This window comes from Flavobacterium hydatis, assembly GCF_000737695.1.
In the GTDB taxonomy this organism is placed as follows: domain Bacteria; phylum Bacteroidota; class Bacteroidia; order Flavobacteriales; family Flavobacteriaceae; genus Flavobacterium; species Flavobacterium hydatis.
This window is the reverse complement of record NZ_JPRM01000032.1, coordinates 1-19,362: the sequence shown is the minus strand read 5'-3', so window position 1 is coordinate 19,362 and position 19,362 is coordinate 1. Positions and strand designations below refer to the sequence as shown.

15 protein-coding genes are annotated in these 19,362 nt (G+C 31.4%); 11 read left to right on the top strand and 4 right to left on the bottom strand.

What is annotated here, in order from left to right:
• Positions 1 to 130: 130 nt before the first annotated feature.
• From IW20_RS25485 to IW20_RS18170, 11 genes are all read left to right on the top strand, one after another.
• Entirely contained in the window at positions 131 to 1,030 is a 900-nt protein-coding gene (locus IW20_RS25485) for a tail fiber protein (RefSeq protein ID WP_051885921.1), read from the top strand.
• Positions 1,031 to 1,034: 4 nt separating this feature from the next.
• Positions 1,035 to 2,060, top strand: a complete 1,026-nt coding sequence (locus IW20_RS25480; protein WP_123869482.1) for a hypothetical protein — start codon at positions 1,035 to 1,037, stop codon at positions 2,058 to 2,060.
• Between the two features lie 23 nt (positions 2,061 to 2,083).
• Positions 2,084 to 3,046 (top strand): tail fiber protein, encoded by a 963-nt coding sequence (locus IW20_RS25475; protein WP_051885917.1) that lies wholly within the window; start codon positions 2,084 to 2,086, stop codon positions 3,044 to 3,046.
• The gene (locus tag IW20_RS18205) at positions 3,046 to 3,531 is read left to right on the top strand and encodes a hypothetical protein (protein WP_035625659.1); all 486 of its coding nucleotides are present in this window, start codon (positions 3,046 to 3,048) and stop codon (positions 3,529 to 3,531) included. Before IW20_RS25475 ends, IW20_RS18205 begins: the two co-directional genes overlap by 1 nt.
• Entirely contained in the window at positions 3,528 to 4,811 is a 1,284-nt protein-coding gene (locus IW20_RS18200; RefSeq protein WP_035625657.1) for a hypothetical protein, read from the top strand. The genes IW20_RS18205 and IW20_RS18200 overlap by 4 nt, the downstream gene beginning before the upstream one ends.
• The gene (locus IW20_RS18195) at positions 4,799 to 5,140 is read left to right on the top strand and encodes a hypothetical protein (protein WP_035625654.1); all 342 of its coding nucleotides are present in this window, start codon (positions 4,799 to 4,801) and stop codon (positions 5,138 to 5,140) included. Before IW20_RS18200 ends, IW20_RS18195 begins: the two co-directional genes overlap by 13 nt.
• Positions 5,124 to 5,582, top strand: a complete 459-nt coding sequence (locus IW20_RS18190) for a PulJ/GspJ family protein (protein WP_240478511.1) — start codon at positions 5,124 to 5,126, stop codon at positions 5,580 to 5,582. The genes IW20_RS18195 and IW20_RS18190 overlap by 17 nt, the downstream gene beginning before the upstream one ends.
• 9 nt (positions 5,583 to 5,591) lie before the next feature.
• Positions 5,592 to 6,728, top strand: coding sequence for a type II secretion system F family protein (locus IW20_RS18185; protein ID WP_035625651.1), 1,137 nt, complete (start codon positions 5,592 to 5,594; stop codon positions 6,726 to 6,728).
• Between the two features lie 135 nt (positions 6,729 to 6,863).
• Positions 6,864 to 10,256 carry an RHS repeat domain-containing protein gene (locus IW20_RS18180; protein ID WP_035625648.1) on the top strand — a complete coding sequence of 1,131 codons (3,393 nt, stop codon included), beginning with the start codon at positions 6,864 to 6,866 and terminating at the stop codon, positions 10,254 to 10,256.
• 2 nt (positions 10,257 to 10,258) lie between these two features.
• The gene (locus tag IW20_RS18175) at positions 10,259 to 13,867 is read left to right on the top strand and encodes a DUF6443 domain-containing protein (protein ID WP_051885912.1); all 3,609 of its coding nucleotides are present in this window, start codon (positions 10,259 to 10,261) and stop codon (positions 13,865 to 13,867) included.
• A 2-nt stretch (positions 13,868 to 13,869) separates the two neighbouring features.
• Positions 13,870 to 14,310 carry a WapI family immunity protein gene (locus IW20_RS18170; protein WP_035625644.1) on the top strand — a complete coding sequence of 147 codons (441 nt, stop codon included), beginning with the start codon at positions 13,870 to 13,872 and terminating at the stop codon, positions 14,308 to 14,310.
• A gap of 124 nt (positions 14,311 to 14,434) precedes the next feature.
• On the opposite strand, the gene IW20_RS18165 is transcribed toward IW20_RS18170, so the two are convergent.
• The 4 genes from IW20_RS18165 to IW20_RS18150 form a co-directional block, all read right to left on the bottom strand.
• Positions 14,435 to 17,617 carry an ABC transporter permease/M1 family aminopeptidase gene (locus IW20_RS18165; protein WP_035625704.1) on the bottom strand — a complete coding sequence of 1,061 codons (3,183 nt, stop codon included), beginning with the start codon at positions 17,615 to 17,617 and terminating at the stop codon, positions 14,435 to 14,437.
• Between the two features lie 2 nt (positions 17,618 to 17,619).
• Positions 17,620 to 18,495: an ABC transporter ATP-binding protein gene (locus IW20_RS18160; RefSeq protein WP_035625642.1), complete on the bottom strand. Its 876-nt coding sequence runs from the start codon at positions 18,493 to 18,495 to the stop codon at positions 17,620 to 17,622.
• A 116-nt stretch (positions 18,496 to 18,611) separates the two neighbouring features.
• Positions 18,612 to 18,818 carry a helix-turn-helix domain-containing protein gene (locus tag IW20_RS18155; protein WP_035625639.1) on the bottom strand — a complete coding sequence of 69 codons (207 nt, stop codon included), beginning with the start codon at positions 18,816 to 18,818 and terminating at the stop codon, positions 18,612 to 18,614.
• Between the two features lie 3 nt (positions 18,819 to 18,821).
• The gene (locus IW20_RS18150) at positions 18,822 to 19,340 is read right to left on the bottom strand and encodes a DUF2975 domain-containing protein (protein WP_035625637.1); all 519 of its coding nucleotides are present in this window, start codon (positions 19,338 to 19,340) and stop codon (positions 18,822 to 18,824) included.
• Positions 19,341 to 19,362 lie beyond the last annotated feature (22 nt).

Genomic DNA, 19,362 nt, shown 5'->3' with positions numbered 1-19,362 from the left:
TTAATTATGAAATACATGTAAAAATTATTTCTTACATAAAGATATGATTTATCCAAAATTCCTTCTTCACAAGAAGTTAAAAAAATAAGTAATTTTCATATTCTACAATAATAAAAAATCAAACCTATTAATGAAATATTCTTTTGTAATATTACTTATGCTCTTTCTGACAAAAAATTATAGCCAGATTTCTGGTAGTTTTGTTGTAAAAGGTGATATCGATAAATTTTATCCCGTAACGTTTATAGATGGAGGATGGGATAATAATGTACCCACAAATTTAATATTAGGTCGAAGTAATACGCATAATGATTCTTCATGGAGAGGGGCCTTGATGGCTAGTTTTAAATACCATATTAGTAATTATGGCAATGGGGCAAACTTTATAGATACAAATATAACTGCAACTAGTTATTTTATAGGAGGCTGGAGTGATGCAACTACACATGGTACTTGTCACTGTATAATTATCTGGCTTAAAGGTGGTAATACAACCTATTTTTATCAATCTAATTATGCTATAAATCAAGTTGTTTATGATGGTGTACAAAACCCTTTGCCATATAATGAAGTAAATGGTCCTGTACATACTTTTAAAACTATTCCGGATAATTATGTTGGAGTAAATGCAGCATTAAATACAGGTAATTTATATGTTATGGGAAACCTTGGTATTGGTACTACGCTTCCAGATGAAAAACTTACCGTTAAAGGAAAAATTCATGCTCAAGAAATAAAAGTTGATATGCTAGGAGCACTTGTTCCCGATTATGTTTTTACCAATGACTACAAACTAAAATCTTTACATGAAGTCGAAGATTTTATCAAGCAAAATAGTCATTTACCTGAAATTCCTTCTGCTAAAGAAATAGAAAAAAATGGGCTTATGCTTGCTGAAATGAATATGAGTCTGTTGAAAAAAATAGAAGAAATAACTTTGTACATGATTGAGATGAAAAAAGAGAATGAGATTCTGAAAAAAAATCAATCAAGATTAGAAAAAAGAATAAAAATTATTGAAAATAAATAAAATTATGAAAAAGTCCCTTCTTATTATGCTGTTATTAATTTTTGCTCACTCAAAAATTTCAGCAAAATCAAACTCTAATATTGATAACAGTAATGTTGCATTCGTAAATGAATATGAAACAACTGTTAATTTTCCTGCAGGATATGCTATAGGAGATTATGTCGAATTTGTAGGAGTAAGCCCTTTTGCGGCCAATGCATCTGGTTATTATCAAATTTCTATAAGCTATACAAGAAATGATATAGCTGCTGCTGCCACACACTTAGCCTCAGTATCCCACTCAAATCCAGCAATTTGGCGTGAAACTGGTCGTATTAATAACAATCCGTATTTGGGTAATGGTGTTAATTTTACTATCGATTGTAATACCGAATATGGTAGTCCTCGCTTTAGGATTAGAGCAATCAATACTCTAGGGCAGTTAAATAATAATCTTGTTGTAGATATAAAAGTAACTTCAATAAACCTTAATGGAACATATCGCCCATTAAATGCTACTGGGAATGATTTAACTGTAACTAAATTTGTACCTATGACCTCAGATTGGGATTTATATGTAGGTGATTCCTTTACACAAAATGGAGCTAATCTGGCAATTAAAGCTATCCGAAATGGTAATATAGGTATTGGTACGGCAAAACCTGACGAAAAACTTACTGTGAACGGAAAAATTCATGCTCAAGAAGTTAGAATTGATTTAAATACTGATATCCCTGTACCCGACTATGTTTTTGCTAATGATTATAAACTAAAATCATTACAAGAAGTTGAAGAATTCATAAAACGAAACAGTCATTTACCTGAAATTCCTTCTGCAAAAGAAATAGAAAAAAATGGTCTTATGCTTGCTGAAATGAATATGAGTTTGTTAAAAAAAATGGAGGAAATGACATTATATATGATTGAGCAAGAAAAAATAAGCAACATTCAATCAAATAAAATAGAAATATTAGAAAAAGAAAACGAAGCCTTTAAATCCGTTTTTGAAAGATTATCCAAAATTGAGAAAAAAATAGAACTTCAAAAATAATTTCATTTAAACAAAATTGAAAAATGCATAAATCTGTAAAATTTATCTACCTCCTTTTATTATACATTCCGATAAGTTTAAGTGCTCAAGTAACTCCAGTTGCAGACGAGTATAAAATTATTAATATTGGCCATAATGGTGTTGGTGATTATGTTCGAAATCTAATTTTACTCCATGAGATATATAATAACACTTTACTAGGAATGAATAATGCTGTAGGTACAATAACTGCTTTTAGAGGTAATCCAAGTGCTTTTAATAGAATAAATGTAGCCGAGATTAATTCTTCATCGTCTTATAATGGCACCTCTGCTTCAATTCAATCATTTGATGATTATAGCAATTGGGATTTAAAAACATGTATTTACAATGGCAAAAAGTACTTAGCATTAGATGTACCATATACTCCTGCATATCATGGCGAGGGTTATAAATTTTCTGGTTGGACAAAATCAACGGGGGAAAATATGAAAACTATTAACTATGAATTAAACGGACAGCCAATAAATACAGATATTCTTTCGAATATTCAGGATTATGTACCAAATATGAATGAAACTCATTTGGTAAACAATTTTATAGTTGTGGGCAATGTAGGCATCGGAACTAAATCTCCTGATGAAAAACTTACCGTTAAAGGAAAAATTCATGCACAAGAAGTAAAAGTTGATATGCTAGGAGCTCTTGTTCCTGACTACGTTTTTGACAACGATTACAAGTTAAAACCTTTACATGAAGTCGAAGAATTTATAAAACTAAATAACCACTTACCAGAAATTCCATCTGCTAAGGAAATAGAAAAAAATGGGCTTATGCTTGCTGAAATGAATATGAGTCTGTTAAAAAAAATTGAGGAATTAACACTCTACACTATCACACAGGAAAAGAAAATAAATTTGCAAGATAAGGAAATTGAGAACTTAAAAGATTTAGTTTTACGTGTTTCTAAGATAGAAAACGAATTGGCTCATAAAAAAACTAATTAATGAAAAACAAAAAAAACATATACATTCTCTTACCTGTAGTAATGCTAATATGGGGTATTGTGATATTTCAATTTTTTTCATTTACTACACCCGATGATTTTGTAGAAGATAGACCTACAGAATTTATAATTAAGCCTTTAAAAATTGTAAAGAAAGATACTTTCGGTATAAATGTTAATTACAGAGATCCCTTTTTAGGCAAAGCTTATGCCGGTCAATCTGTTCCTAAAGTTAAAAGTAATAATTCAGGCATTAAAAAACTGCCAAAACCAGAAGAAGTAATTGTTTGGCCTACTATTAAGTACAAAGGTTTGATTTCTGACTCTAAAGAAAAAAAGAAGGTTTACATTTTAATTATTGGTGGACAAAATTACTATATGAAGATTGGAGATACTGCTAACGAAGTTTTTCTTAAAAGCGGAGATAGAGAATCTATTTATGTAAAGTATAAAGGGAATTTAAATCTTATAATGATTGCTGAGTGAATCTAAAATTAAAACTCAAATCTGGAGCTTTACAATTTACTGTTTTTGTTGCGGTATTAATTGCTTTATTATTGGGCGCTTTGCTGTTATATGCCTATACTTTTATTTATATGAAAGAGCAATCAAAAGGTGCTATCGAAAACATTCAGTTATCTAATAGTGGTATAAACTATTTGTTAAAGCAACAAGAGCTAAATACTGATACAATAGCAATTGATGTCATTAAAAAAGAAAACCAGATTGTAAAAGTCAATTTATCACAATGGGGTTTATTTGAAAAAGCAACAGTTGTAACTCAATTCCGAAAAAAGAAATTTACTAAAACCGCAATTATTGGTTCAACAATTAATGCAAAGGAATCCCCTACTCTGATTTTACAAGAAACACAAACGCCACTAGCGGTAGTAGGAAATACTGCCATTCGAGGGAATATTTTTTTACCCAAACAAGGCGTGAAATCTGGCTATATTGCGGGGAACAGTTACTATGGTTCCCAACTTACTTATGGAATAGTAAAAAATAGCCCTCCTAAATTACCTGCATTAAAAAAAAGTAGTATTGATGCAATAATTTTTTACTTAAATGAATATAAACCAACTGCTGCAGAAGATTATATAAATTTAGGTATCAATCGAAATAGTACAAATTCCTTTAAAACACATTCAAAAAGTAACTACTCAAAAGGTCCTATCTTTCTAGATAATCTAAAACTGACAGGTAATATTATTATAAAATCGGATACACTAATAAAAATATCTAAAGCAACATTACTAAAAGATATAATTATAATCGCTCCTATTATTGAAATTGAGGATGGAACAATAGGAAGCTTTCAAGCAATAGCATCTAAAAGAATTTCTGTTGGTAAAAATTGTAATTTAAACTATCCTTCTGCTCTCGTTTTATATCAAGATACTAAAAAAAATCCTGTAGAAGTATCAACTAATACATTTGACAATAAAATTTTTATCCGTTCAGGAACAAATTTTAAAGGAAGTATATGTTATTATAAAACAGATGATTTAGCTAATTTTCTAACTCAAATTGTAGTAGAAGAAAATGCAAAAATTAAAGGACAAGTGTATTGTAATGCAAACTTTGAACTAAAAGGTAAAGTCTCGGGATCTGTTTATACAAAACAATTTGTTGCCAATCAGTCAGGTTCTATTTTTGTGAACCACATCTATAACGGAACCATCGAAAATGAAAATATCCCTAATATAATTGGAGGAATATTATTAGAACAAGAACCAAAAACTGTCATGAAATGGTTGTACTAAAAAAAATAAAATCAGCAACTTTAATCGAAGCTCTTGTAGCTACGGTACTTATTGTAATCATATTTATTATAGCTAGTTTGGTTTTAAATAATTTAGTCTTTAATACCTTTTCTAAGAACACTCATCCTATCGATAACAGATTAAACGAATTGGAATATGAAATTCAAAACCAAGCCATAAAACTTCCGTACCAAGAAAGTTATGGAGTTTGGGATATAGCAATTCATGAAGAAAATGTGCAATCAAATAAACTTTTGCTTTTTGTCGCTGTAAATACTACAAACAAGAAACAAGTTTCTAAACAAAGTATATATGATGACACAAAATAAGTTAAAATCATTTACGCTTGCAGAGTTATTGATTGTCATGATTATTACTGCAATAGTAGTAGGTATGGCTTTTACCATACTTAGGTTGGTTCAAAAACAAATTCATACAATCCAAACCAATTTTGAAAAATCTAGTAATCTAGCATTATTCGAACAGAAATTATGGCAAGACTTTAATGAGTTAAATACAATTCAATACAATGAAAAAGATAATTTTTTATTTATGGAATCTGAGATAGATACAGTTATTTATTCCTTTAAAGACAATTATACTTTAAGAAACGCTGACACAATTAAACTAAAATTAGTACCCAATAAAATCTTTTTGAATGGAAAAGAAACAAAAAACGGTTCTATAGATGCTATTAGAATTATTGCAAATACAGAATTAGTCGATTATGAGATTTTTGTTTCCAAAAAAAATGATGTAACCTTTTTATAAACCAAGAAGATGGCCTTTAAGTTAGAAAATACTCCGAATAAAGTTATTCATCAAAATAAAAAACAAACAAGCTTAGAAGATTTACTAAAAAAAGAAATTTCTTTTTTTGGAGCTAGCTTTAATAACAAAAAAAAACAAGCATTTTATCAAGAACTTGCTGTATTGCTTAAAGCTGGAATTACTTTTAAAGAAGGCCTTTCATTAATTGTAGAATCATTAAAGAAGAAAGCCGATAAAGATTTAATACAAAACGTACTAAATGATGTTGTTAATGGTAAATCTTTTTCAGAAGCCTTATTAGATTCTAAATCTTTTTCTGAATATGAATATTATTCAATCCAAATTGGTGAAGAAACAGGTACAACAGCACAAGTTTGTAAAGAATTAGGTGTGTTTTATGAGCGTAAAAATGAGCAAAAAAGAATTATAATTGCAGCACTTACCTACCCTTCAATAGTATTGTCTACAGCAGTACTTGTAGTTGTGTTTATGCTAAGTTATGTAGTGCCAATGTTTCAGGATATCTTTAAACAAAACAATATGGAACTTCCTGTACTTACCCAAATGATTGTAAAGTTATCAGGGTTTACCAAAACTTATGGAGGCTATGCTTTTTTGTTAATTATAGCATTCATTTTTACAAGCAGAATATTTAAAGACAATCCAAAATATAAAAGAACACTACATTTTGCTTTGGTAAAAATACCGATAATAGGACCATTTATTACCAAAGTTTATTTGGCACAATTTACTCAGGCTGTAGCATTATTAACTACAGCCAAAGTTCCCTTATTGAATAGCATACAAATGGTAAAAAAAATGATTCGTTTTGTACCATTACAAGATGCATTAAAAAAAGTAGAAAACAACATCTTAAAAGGAAATAGTTTAAGCTCAAGCTTAAAAGAAAACAAATTATTTGATAACAGAATAATCTCCCTTGTAAAAGTTGCAGAAGAAACCAACCAAACCGAATATGTTTTTAAGCAATTAAGCGAGCAATACAACCAGGAAGTTGTACAACAATCTAAAATAATGACAACCGTTTTAGAGCCTTTTATCATTCTTTTTGTTGGTGTTTTAGTAGCTGTACTACTGATTGCCATGTACTTACCAATGTTTCAATTAAGCAGTGCAATTGGGTAAAACATATAACAAGAAAAGAAGTAATAAAAAAAACATTACTATTAAAAAAAAGCTATATTGTGTTGTCAAATTTTGCTGATTAAATTTTAAATAAAAAGTTATATTAATCATAGATATAAACTTTAAATTAGTTTTATGAAAAAAAAAATACCCTTTAAAATTATTCTTTGTTTTAGTTTCTGGATTTTAATTTCCAGCACTGTATCATCTCAAGTAACCAAAGACATACCAAACTATTTTCCTGTAAGTCCCAATGCAGCTTCTTTTGCAAAGCAAGGCTTATTTCCTGTCGATTATTCTACTGGAAAAATAAATATTGGTGTGCCAATTTATACGATTAAGACTAAAGAATTAACGGTACCCATTTCTCTTAGTTACAATTCCTCAGGTATACAACTCAACGAAACAGCTTCATGGATAGGGCTAGGATGGAATTTAGATGCTGGTGGTGCCATTGTAAGAAATACCAAAGGGAGACCAGATAGTGTGCTGAGTATGCAAAATTACTGGACACCTATTCCTGCATTGTCAGGTAGTTTTCCATTTACCAAAGAAAATTACAGATCTCTATACTTCATGCAAAATGGAGAACAAGATACGGCACCAGATGAATATGTTGTAAGTGCACCGGGATTATCTGGGTCTTTTTACTTTGATCAAAATGATTCATATAAAGCATATTTTAGAGATTTTCAAAACACTAAGGTTAAGATAATTTCGGATAGTGAATTAGAAATCACAAAAGATGATGGTACGATTTATAAATTTGGTAAAAACCTTAAAGGGGTTGAATCCATAGAAGTAACATCAAATCCCACAGAATTAATTCAATCTTTAGGAAAAGACTTTATTTCAGCTTGGCATCTAACAGAAATTATTTCTGCAAATGGCAAAGAAATTATTTCATTTCAATATAAATCAATTGATAGTTATGATTACCCAGTTGCGGCCACTGAGAGTTTGCAGGCTGCTTCGCTTTCTTCTTCAATAAAGACAAATTACCCGACGAGTGTCCAAATCAAAAAAAATTTTTTACAATCTATTACTTTTACAAACGGAAGAATAGATTTCATTTCAACGCTTGATAGAGAAGATTTAATTGTAGATTATAAATTAAACTCAATAGAAATTTATTCCATACTTAATAATAAAAGTCTTCTTATAAAAAAATCGAATTTTAATTACGATTATTATTCAAGGTATGGAGGTAATACAACCACTTCCTATCTAAATGGGGCAGATTATGATGTGATTAGAAATGTTAATAGTAGATATAAATCCTTACGATTAAAAGAAATAATAGACAGTAAGACGAATACTAAATATACTTTTGATTATAACAATACTCAGCTACCTCTAAGAGGAACTACTAAACAGGATTATTGGGGATACATAAATAGTAATTCAGGGTCATTAATGCCACCTACAAAGATGGATTTGAATGTTCAAATTGGGTCTCAGAGAATAATTAATTTTGGTACTGGAGATAGAAAAGCTGATGAAACTTTAATGCAGTCTGGGATTTTAAAAAAAATAACATATCCAGAGGGTGGGTATTCAATTTTTGAATATGAAGCCAATAAATATAAGCAGAAAGAATATATTCCTACAATTGTTTCAAAAAGTGCAAGTGTTGTTGCTTATGGATATGGGGGTAATTGTTCAGTTCATACAGATGATACTACTTTCACCGCTAAAAACTATGTTTTGGGTAGTGGGAAATTGATAATTTCTTTTATGCCTGCTACGGATGAAAATGGAGGTAATACAAACGTAACCTATGATTCCGAAAAATTTGTAAGGCCATCGCCGTTTACCTTAGGTGGTAATTATACTTATGCCAGAGAATTTGGAGGTGCCCTCCATACTTTATCTGCCACGGAATATAGAACAGGTAATTTTGGTGCGTATCGCTGTCCAATAAGTAGTATTATGGCAAGCTGGGAAGAGAATTCAGGCTTAAAAGAAGTTATTACGACAAAACTTGTGGGGGGCTTACGTATTAAATCGATAGAAAACTTTGACCAAATAGAAGCAACTACTTCAGTAAGTATAAAACGATTTGATTATGAGCAAGAAAATATCTTAAATAGAGAAGGATTAGGTTCTTATAAAAGATATATCATTTTAACTTCTAATCCGGGCTTAGGAGAATCTACTCCAGTTTGTTCGACTTCGGCATTGTACAACAATAATATAGGTGGTGGCCCCAACATAACTTATGGTAAAATAATAGAAACTGAAGTTAGCCCTATAACATCAATAATAAATGGTAAGACAGAGTATTATTACCAAAATATAGCTCTGGAAAGGGTTATTGGAAATTCCCCTACAATATTCATGCATCCTCTTTTTAGAATTAATTATCCATATGCATCTCCAATGCTTAGCTATGCACTACAAATAGATGATTATGCTTATTATAAAAATGATTCTTGGAATTATGGTTCATTAACCAATACGACTAGTTATAAAAGAGATGCTACTTCTAATGTTCTAAAAAAAATTAAAAATATAGAAAATAAATATGATGTTTTAAAAAAGCTTGAATTACCTTATAATCTAGTTTTTAATATCTTCAGTGAGCCTTATGACGCAAGAAATCAAGGTTTTGTACCTGACCCATACAATCAAGGAACAATTTACGATTATTACAGTGCACAATTTTTTTATTTTACTGGTAAGGTTTCATTAGGAAAAAAAGTGATGACAACTACAACAGAAACAGATTATGACAATAATGAAAAAGAGACTAATAAAAAAACAACTACTTATGGTTACGAAAACCCTGTGCACAACCAAGTAACCAAAACAGAAACTATCAATAGTAAAAATGACGCTTTAAGAACCCAATTGAGTTATCCTCAGGATTTATTGACTACTGGACAAAATGCAGAAATGCAGAAATTAGTTGCTCAAAATAAAATTGATAAACCTATTAAAACAGAAACCTTTGTAAATAACGTACAAACATCTGAGTCAATTACGAAATTTGAAGAAAGTGCTGCAACTGGAAATTTGTTATTGCCTAAAGAAATTCATTCTACTAAAGGTACTGTAGACACATTTCCTTTTAACGATGCCAATCGTAAAATCAACTTTAACCTATATGATACTGATATTGTTAATGGGGTAACCGTTGGAAATGGTAATGTATTGCAATACTCAATAGAAAATGGCACGCCAGTTTGTATCATTTGGGGATATAATAAGTCTCAGCCTATTGCCAAGATTGAAAACATTACTTACGTAAACATACCTGCGGGTTTAATTACTGCGGCACAAAATGCTTCTAATACTGGTACTGAAAACAGTTTACTAGATGCTCTAGATAATTTACGCATTGCATTACCTGCTACTATGGTAACAACCTATACTTATATTCCGCTAGTTGGTGTAAGTACTATTACTGATCCTAAAGGATATAAAATGATTTATACTTACGATACTGCAAACAGATTACAGTTTGTAAAAGATGCACAAGGTAAATTACTATCTGAAAACCAATATCGTTATAAAAACCAATAATCATGATAAAAACTTTATCCCAATATACTGCCGTTTTATTGTTTTTTATAACGGCTACTCTACATGCCCAGACTCCTATAACGATAATAAAACCAGAACCACCGGCAACCAATTATACGGTTACAGCTGCAACGGGTCCTGTAACTCTTATCGCTACACAAAGTATTATTCTTAGCCCCAATACACACATACAGGCTGGGAGTACGTTTGTGGCCAAAGTAAGTTCTGATGCTTATATATCACTTACACCAAGTAAAGAAAATTACATCTTTACTCGTACTTTTCAGGCTCCAATGACTGATCCTGCAGCAATTGTAAACAATAGCGATGTCATTGAGAACATCACTTATTTTGATGGATTAGGAAGACCTATGCAAAGTATCGCCATAAAAGCATCGCCTACCAAACAAGATCTTGTAGTTCCGATACTATACGATGGTTTTGGAAGGCAAGACAAAGAATATCTGCCTTATATGGAAAAGGATGGTCTTACTGCAGCTTTTAGAAATAATACTACTGCTGTTAGCAGAGCCAATACGCATTATGGTACTTTTTATTCATCTGACTTTACTGGTGTTACTCCAAACCCATTCTCTCAAAAAGCCTTTGAAGACTCTCCGCTTAATCGAGTATTGCAACAAGCTGCTCCTGGTAAGGATTGGGCTATAGGTTCTGGCCATGAGATAAAACTAGATTATGTAGCTAATACGGATGCCGATGCGGTTAAACTTTATGCAGTAAGCACTTCACTTGATACAAATGGAGTTTATGTTCCCTCGGTTACAGTTGCTGCCTATGCTGCTAACCAATTGTATAAAACCGTTACCAAAAATGAAAACTGGATTGCTTCCAGTGGAACAAACAATACCACCGAAGAATTTAAAGATAAAGAGGGTCGTGTTGTACTCAAGAGAACCTATAATAACGGAGCTCATGATACCTACTACGTATATGATAATTACGGTAACCTTACTTTGGTATTACCTCCTAAGGCTGAAGGTTTAATTACTGAACTTACTTTGAAGGATTTATGTTATCAATACCGTTATGATGATCGCAATCGCTTAATCGAGAAAAAACTTCCTGGTAAGGAATGGGAATATATAGTTTATGATAAACTCGACAGACCAATTCTTACTCAAGATGTTAATTTAAGAGACTCCAACAAATGGATGTTTACCAAATACGATGCCTTTAGCAGACCTGTTTATACTGGGGAATATACAAATACTACTGAAAAAAACAGAGCGGATATTCAGCGTTTAGCTAATGGTACTGTTTTGTTCGAGAGCAAACAAACCGTTGCTATAAATATTGCACAGACAAGTGTAAACTATACCAATGTTGCTTTCCCGAATACAGGAATTGATTTATTGACCATTAGTTATTACGACGATTACAGTTTTGACCTTGACGGTAGTTCTGCAACTACAGCAACTAATGTGAAAGGTCTTGCTACAGGAAGCAAAATACGTGTACTAGGAACTACCAGCTGGACGACCAATGTAAATTACTATGATGACAAAGGAAGACCAATTTATAGCTACAGCAAAAACAACTATTTAGGAACGGTAAGTACCTCGGCTAGTTTGCTTGATTTTGGAGGAAAGCCTCTAGAAACTACCACAACTCATAAAAAGGGAACTGCAGCAGAAATTAAGATTGTTGATGCTTTTACCTATGATCATATGAGCAGGTTACTTAACCAAAAACAAACCATTAACAACCAAACTCCTGAACTTATTGCAACCAATAGTTATGATAATTTAGGTCAATTGGACAAGAAAAGTGTGGGTGGGAAAACAACTCAATCTCGATTACAAACTATATCTTATGGTTATAACATTCGTGGATGGCTTAAAAATATCAATAATATTAATGCTATCGGAAGTAATTTATTTGCTTTTCAGATTAATTACAATGATAGCGCTACAGGAAAGCTATACAACGGAAACATTAGCCAGACTTTATGGAAAACGGCTAATACTGATTCTAGTTTAAAAAGTTATGCCTATACCTACGATGCTTTAAACAGGCTGACACTAGCTAATGACATTTCAACTCTAAATCCTGGTAGGTATAACGAAGGATTAGATTATGATAAGAACGGAAATATCATGAACTTAACGAGATTAGGACATAGGGATATAAATGCTACTTCTTTTGGTAATATGGATATCTTGGCATATACTTACGATAACGGAAATAAACTTATCAAGGTAGAAGATTCCTCTGGTAGTACCGAAGGATTTAAAAATGGAGTAGACATTCCTGTGGAATATGGTTATGACTTTAACGGAAACATGACAAATGATGCTAACAAAGGTATCTCGGCTATTGCTTATAATTATTTAAGTTTACCTACTAAGATTACTTTCCCATCAGGAACTATAGATTATGTATATGATGCCACTGGTGTGAAACAGCGCAAAATAATAAGTACAGGTATTACTACCGATTATGCGGGAGGTTTTATTTATGAGAACAATACCCTACAATTTTTCTCTCAACCTGAGGGATATGTGAGTAATAATTCGGGAACTTATGAGTATATTTACCAATACAAAGACCATTTAGGAAATGTGCGATTGAGTTATGATAAGAACCTGAGCATTGTAGAAGAAAACAACTACTACCCTTTCGGTCTCAAACAAAAAGGATATAATGGTGCAACAGTTGCTTTAGGAAATGCTACTGCACAGAAATATAAGTATAATGGTAAAGAATTACAAGACGATAACATAAATGGCTTCCAGTTGAACCTTTATGACTATCATGCTAGAAATTATGACCCTGCGCTTGGTAGATGGATGAATATTGACCCATTGGCAGAAACATCGAGACGTTTTTCTTCCTTTACATATGCGCTTAATAATCCAGTGTTTTTTATTGACCCTGATGGGATGGAAGCGACAAATTCATATGAGCATAATAGCGGAAATATAAATGGTAGGCACCAAACTTGGTCAGATAGACATCAAGGTTCATTTGCAAATGAAAATTACAAAGAAGCTAGTATGTTTGAAAATCCTGAGCTTCCTGAAACTAAAACAAGCCAGAAATCAATTGCTACTGCTTCTGATATAGAAGAAGTCGAAGATGGAGATCCGCCAAAAAAGAAAAGAGTACTTGACGCAAAAACTTCAATTATAGGTAAAATATGGTTTACCTTAGAAAAAAGAGAATGGACTGACCCAGAAACAGGTGTGGTTTATCAAGTAAGTGCTGATGGAACTACTTTTGGGATAAGGCCTTTAGGGGGAGCTGGGATGTTAGGAAATATTGGTATTGGAGGAGGGGTATCAATCCTTAAATTCAAAGGATTAATTCAAAATATGCCATTAAGAGGATTGACTCATCAACAACTTGTCAAAGCATTTGGGGCTAGTGGTTTTTCCCTTTCTGGTCATGCTATCAAGAGGTTGAAAGATATTAGAACCTCAAATTTAGGTTTTAATACCTTAAATGATATCAAGCAGATATTTAATAAAGGAGTCTCTTTTGATGCAGGAAGTGGTTCTATCGGTAAATCTTATAAAGGTTTAGAAGTAATTTGGAATGCAGAAACAAAAATTATTGTTACAATTAGACCTGCAAAAAATATTAGATAGTTATGTTAATAAAAGACGATTACAAGCAATTTTCTTTAACCATTAATAGTTATGAATTTCAATTTTCTAATTTTAAAGAAGATTTGAATTGGCTAAATATAACTATTTATGCTCAAGATTATGAAAATAGATGGAAAAGCAGTGGAGCTTTTTTAAATACTTTTGAACTAGTAAATTTATATAACTGGTTTTTAGCATTAAAAAACGATTCTATGTTAAGTAGCACGAGAATAGATTTTTTAGAGCATGAACTATCATTTAGTTATAAAGGAAATGAACAAATTTTAATTGTGAATTTGGATTTTAATTTTCATCCAAATAAAGATAAATATGTATATGGAGTCGATGAAGAATATAAAATTAATTTTGACTTAAAGTCCTTAGAATTAGAATCTATATTATCTTCTTTAGAAAAGGATTTGAAGAAATACCCAATTAGATAGTTAATATCCCAGCTCCAAGATAGCGAGGAAATCCTTTCCGTACCCATAACAAATTACCTACAAGAATAACAAAAAAGCAACTCGTAACTGAGTTGCTTTTTTAATACAAATTAAACCTATATCCTCACTCCATAAACAACTTATCAATCTTATGATGTTTACTCAATTCCGAGACGGCTTTGAGTTCCGTAATTAAATCTAAAGTTGTAGCGGGTTGCAAGGGAAATTTATGTTTTGATAATAAATTTTTCAGGGCTAGATTTATTTTTTCTTCACCAAGTATGAGATAGAGTTCATACATCTTTAAAATACCTTTATTATAAATTACATTACTATTATTGGGGTTTGACTTATACAAAGATTCTTCGCCGCTAAAGGCTTTTTCGCTCTCATAAAGTTCTTTATGCAAATCTATCATTTCTTCCATTTTTGCTTTGCCGTGTGCGTTTTTGTACAACATCAGTTCGGTATATTGTGCTAGACTTTCAGTAAGTACACCACTACCCTCTCGGTAATCAGGCTTTAATTGTACGTTCCCCCACCATTGATGCGATAGTTCGTGTCCTGCCAATTCGTTAATAATATCTTGTTGTTTGTCGGCAAGCAAGTTTAAATGTAATTGCTTTTCGTTTATAAAAATTGTTGCTGGATAAGCAGTTGCTGCAAATCCGCTGGTAAAACTACTTATCTCTGCAAATCGAATGGTTTTATAAGGATAACTCCCAAAGTTCTTCTCACAATATTCTAATGATTTTTTAATACTATTTATCAAATGATTTATATTCTGATAATGGTTTGGATGGTATAAAACTTCAATATCAATATTGTTATATTTTGACTTTTTCATGGCGTATTTTGCTGATGAAACTCCAAAACGAAAAGGAATATCTTTTGCTAGATAATGAAAATAATCGCGATTATTTTTAGCATACTTGTTCAGTAATTCTCCAACAAAAACAGCCGTTTGATTTCCCGAAGTAGAAATTGTAGCATCAAGATTTATAAACTCATAATTGTATGGATTTGCCAATAGAGCATCAACTTTGGTCAATTGATTCAAAGGAAGATTCCTCTTTTTTCTCTCGTTTTCATCTTCTATTTCATTATCTGCATTATATCCGATACTCGGGAAATAATTGCTAATTCGCATAAAAGCACCATTCTCTACTATTGCATTAAAAGGTTGATGTCCTTGTAGTGGTTCTATTTTATATTCAAAATCAAAGCTTAAAGTAATACTTTCATTAGGAAGCATATTGTTTTTTAATTTAAATAGATACTGCCCAAACTTTATATCTTTTTTGTCTAAAATTAATTGTGGAGAATCGATAGAATTCCATTTAATAATAGTACTGGCATTGATTAAAATCTTTGAAAATTTAGAGTTTGTTTTATTTTCAATTCTATATGTTCCTTTTACTTTATAACTATTTTCCTCAGGATATAAATCGATTGTAGTTTTTACATCAGTAATACTTGGTTGTGGTAAAGTTTTATAAACTTTATATTTTTCTTCATATTCCTGCGCCCAATTAGTCTGTTCCGTTTTGGAGATTATAGTACTTTTTGATATAATATAATAGCCCGAAATCATCATTACAATCAATGGTAATACTAGAATGAGAATCTGTTTTGGCTTTACTTTAAAGAACGATTTATTGCTAAATAAAATTGCTACAACAGCCAGAAATAAGGCAAATGACAGACTATAAACCATATTCACCAAGAATGCTTTAGGCAAATATCCAAAACCATTTACATCACTAAATCTATCAGGCAAAAAAGTTGCAAACCGCAGCAATGGATGCGAAAATCCGAAAGCTTTTCCTAACGAAGTATTTGTCAGTATCAGGAATAATCCTGCTACAGAAAGTGCTAAATATTTATGTTTAATTAAATATTGCAAAGCGATAATAACTATTCCGCAAAGTGATGCTGGTAAACCAATAAAGTAAAATAACAAGATATAAACGCTTAAATCTAGTATCGGATATTGATATATTTTTTGAAATAGTACTCCTAAAGTAATACATGAGATAAGCAATAAAAATATAATAGTAATTAGTGTAATACATTTCGAAATAAATAATGAAGTTTGCGAAAAAGGAGTTGAATTTTCGATACTATAAAAATTTACATTTTTGCTTTTCCAAACCAATTCACTTCCGTAAAACAACATCGCAAAAACAAATAATATAGGAACGGTTGCCAAAATAGTATTTGTCATCAAACCTGTCGTTACATAGTTTTCGGGTAATCGAATTCCGCCTTCAATCGCTCCATACATTTCCATTCCCAATACAAAACAGGTTATCGCAATAAGTAATACAAATGGTAGACTTTTAATCGTCGATAATAAATCGATTTTAAGATAGCTAAATAATGTTGATGCAAAATATCTATTCCCCTCCGTTTTGGTTTCTACCTCATCATAAATGATTTCATTTGATAGAGTTTCACTTAATTTGAATGTTTTCTTTTTATGATTATTAGAAATTTTGAATCGAAATAATTTATAGGTTGTAAAAAGTAATGCTGTTGCAAATAATAAAATGGCAACTCTATTAAATAATACATTCCCAGAGAGATGCAATAAAGTTGTATTTCTCTGGAAAGCTGTCCATTGATATGTTTGTTCAAAAAAGGCTGCCATACCAAAAGGATCGAGTTTTGCAGCCAACTTCATAGCCGACGCAGATGCTGGTGAAGCTCCTGCAATAAGTGGTGAGTTCGAGAAAATAGATCCCACCATATACAAAACATAAATACCCAAACCGCTTAAGTAAATCAACATTTTGCTTTGGCCAAACCAAGCTGTGCAAGAAACTATAACGGTACATAAAAATATATTGGGTACAACAATTACCAAAAAAGCATGGAGATAATAACTAAGATGAAAAACACCCCACTTTTCGCTCGCATCAATTGTTATTAAATGCCCAGTTATATATCCAAAAAGAAATAATAAAAAAGTAATAATTGCTACTCCAAATACAAACAGAAATCGGCTTACAAAATAGTTCCTAACAGTTATGGGTGTAGTGTATAATAATTGTTCAAAACGATTATCTTTTTCTCTCAATAAACTCTGTGAGACCATTATTACTATGGGAAATAAACTTGCCAAAGAAAATAATCCAACTATAAAATTTATTGCATAAGGCGAATTATACGTAATATTTGGGAACGAAATACCCGCCGATGTACCAACCAAAATACCTAATACTAAGAATAAAAGTAGCATGATATAAAATGAAATTTTGCGACTATAAAATTTCCATTCGAAGAATACTAAATGACGTAACATGATTACTGTGTTTTTTGTAAAGTCGAAAAATAAACATCCTCCAGATCAGCTTTTATAGGCTGAAATCCATCTGAAAGTATCTCATCAGAAAATACTTTTACACTCAGCTTTCCTGCCTGTAATTGTGTCGATATTATAGCATAATTGGCTTTGTAATCGTGTAGTTCATTTTTATGAATCTGCTTCTTCCAGATTTTGCCTTCTAAAGCTGTTATAAGTTGTTCTGGATTATCATGAAGTAATAGTTTCCCTTTATTTATAATTGCCATTTTGGTACACAAATTTCTAACATCTTCGACTAAATGGGTAGAGAGAATCACAATGATGTTCTCCCCTATTTCGCTTAATAAATTATTAAAGCGATTTCTTTCTTCAGGGTCAAGTCCAGCCGTAGGTTCATCGACAATAATAATTTTAGGATTCCCAAGAAGGGCTTGTGCTATACCAAATCGCTGACGCATTCCGCCACTATAGGTACTTACCGCTTTATCTTTATGTGTTATTAAATTTGTTTTTTCTAACAAAGCAACGATTTGGTTGTGTCGAGCTTTCTTGTCCTTTACTCCTTTTAATATGGCTAAATGATGTAGTAAGTCATAACCCGAAATATTAGGATATACTCCAAAATCTTGTGGCAAATACCCTAATTGTTTTTTTATAAACTCGGGCTTATCTACAATGTCAACATCATTAAAGGTTATCCTCCCAGAATCGGGACGTTGCAAACCAACAATTGTTTTCATTAAAGTTGATTTTCCTGCGCCATTTGGACCAAGTAAGCCAAACATTCCGTTTTCTATTTCAATTGATAGATTATCAATTGCCAGAACACCATTTTTATAGGTTTTCTGTAGCTTTTTGATTTGTAAACTGTTCATTTTTTGATTGATTTATGATGATTAATTATTCTTTTTTATCTTAAAAATTATGCAAAAGAATCCCTGTCAGCTATGATGAGTAGTTGATACAAGTATTTTACGATAAGTAATAGAAATTATTCGCTAACGTATTCTATAATATCTCCTGGCTGGCAATCCAGCGCTTTGCAAATTGCTTCTAGTGTATCAAACCTAAAACCTTTGGCCTTTCCGGTTTTTAGTATCGATAAATTGGCTGGAGTTATATTTAGAATTTCTGCCAATTCTTTAGATTGCATTTTACGCTTGGCGAGCATAACATCTATGTTTACTATAATTGGCATATTTTATATAATTAAATCTTGTTCGTTTTGCAAATTTAGACCTTGCTTAAAAATAGCTGCAAGAAAATAGGCAAAAACACCCAAGAAAAAGTGAATTATTGCTACAAACTCCAACCCTTCTTCTATTTCGCCAGAGAAAACACTAGCTAATAAAATAGTGAGTGTTGGTACAAAAATATTGGCGAGATAAAACCATTTTAATTGTTTTACGCCATATTCGGTAAAAAGTTTGGGTTGTCTAAATACGTTAAATACATTACTGAGTAGTAAAAAGAAAATTCCGTAGAATCCTATTGGAATAATAAAATTGAAAATTTTGTACCCCCAATGGTTTTCTCCAACCAAAAAAGGAGTATCGGTAAAAGGATAACATATTGCAAAATACTTTCCGCCATCTTTTGCAATATAACTCCACTCTGTAAGTAATGAAATGATAGCATGCAATGTTACCAGAAGATATAAAATAGCTACGGCTCTTGTTATATAAAACAAAATTTGAGAAATAATCCTAACATTCTTCATCTGGAATAGTTTAATTTATTTC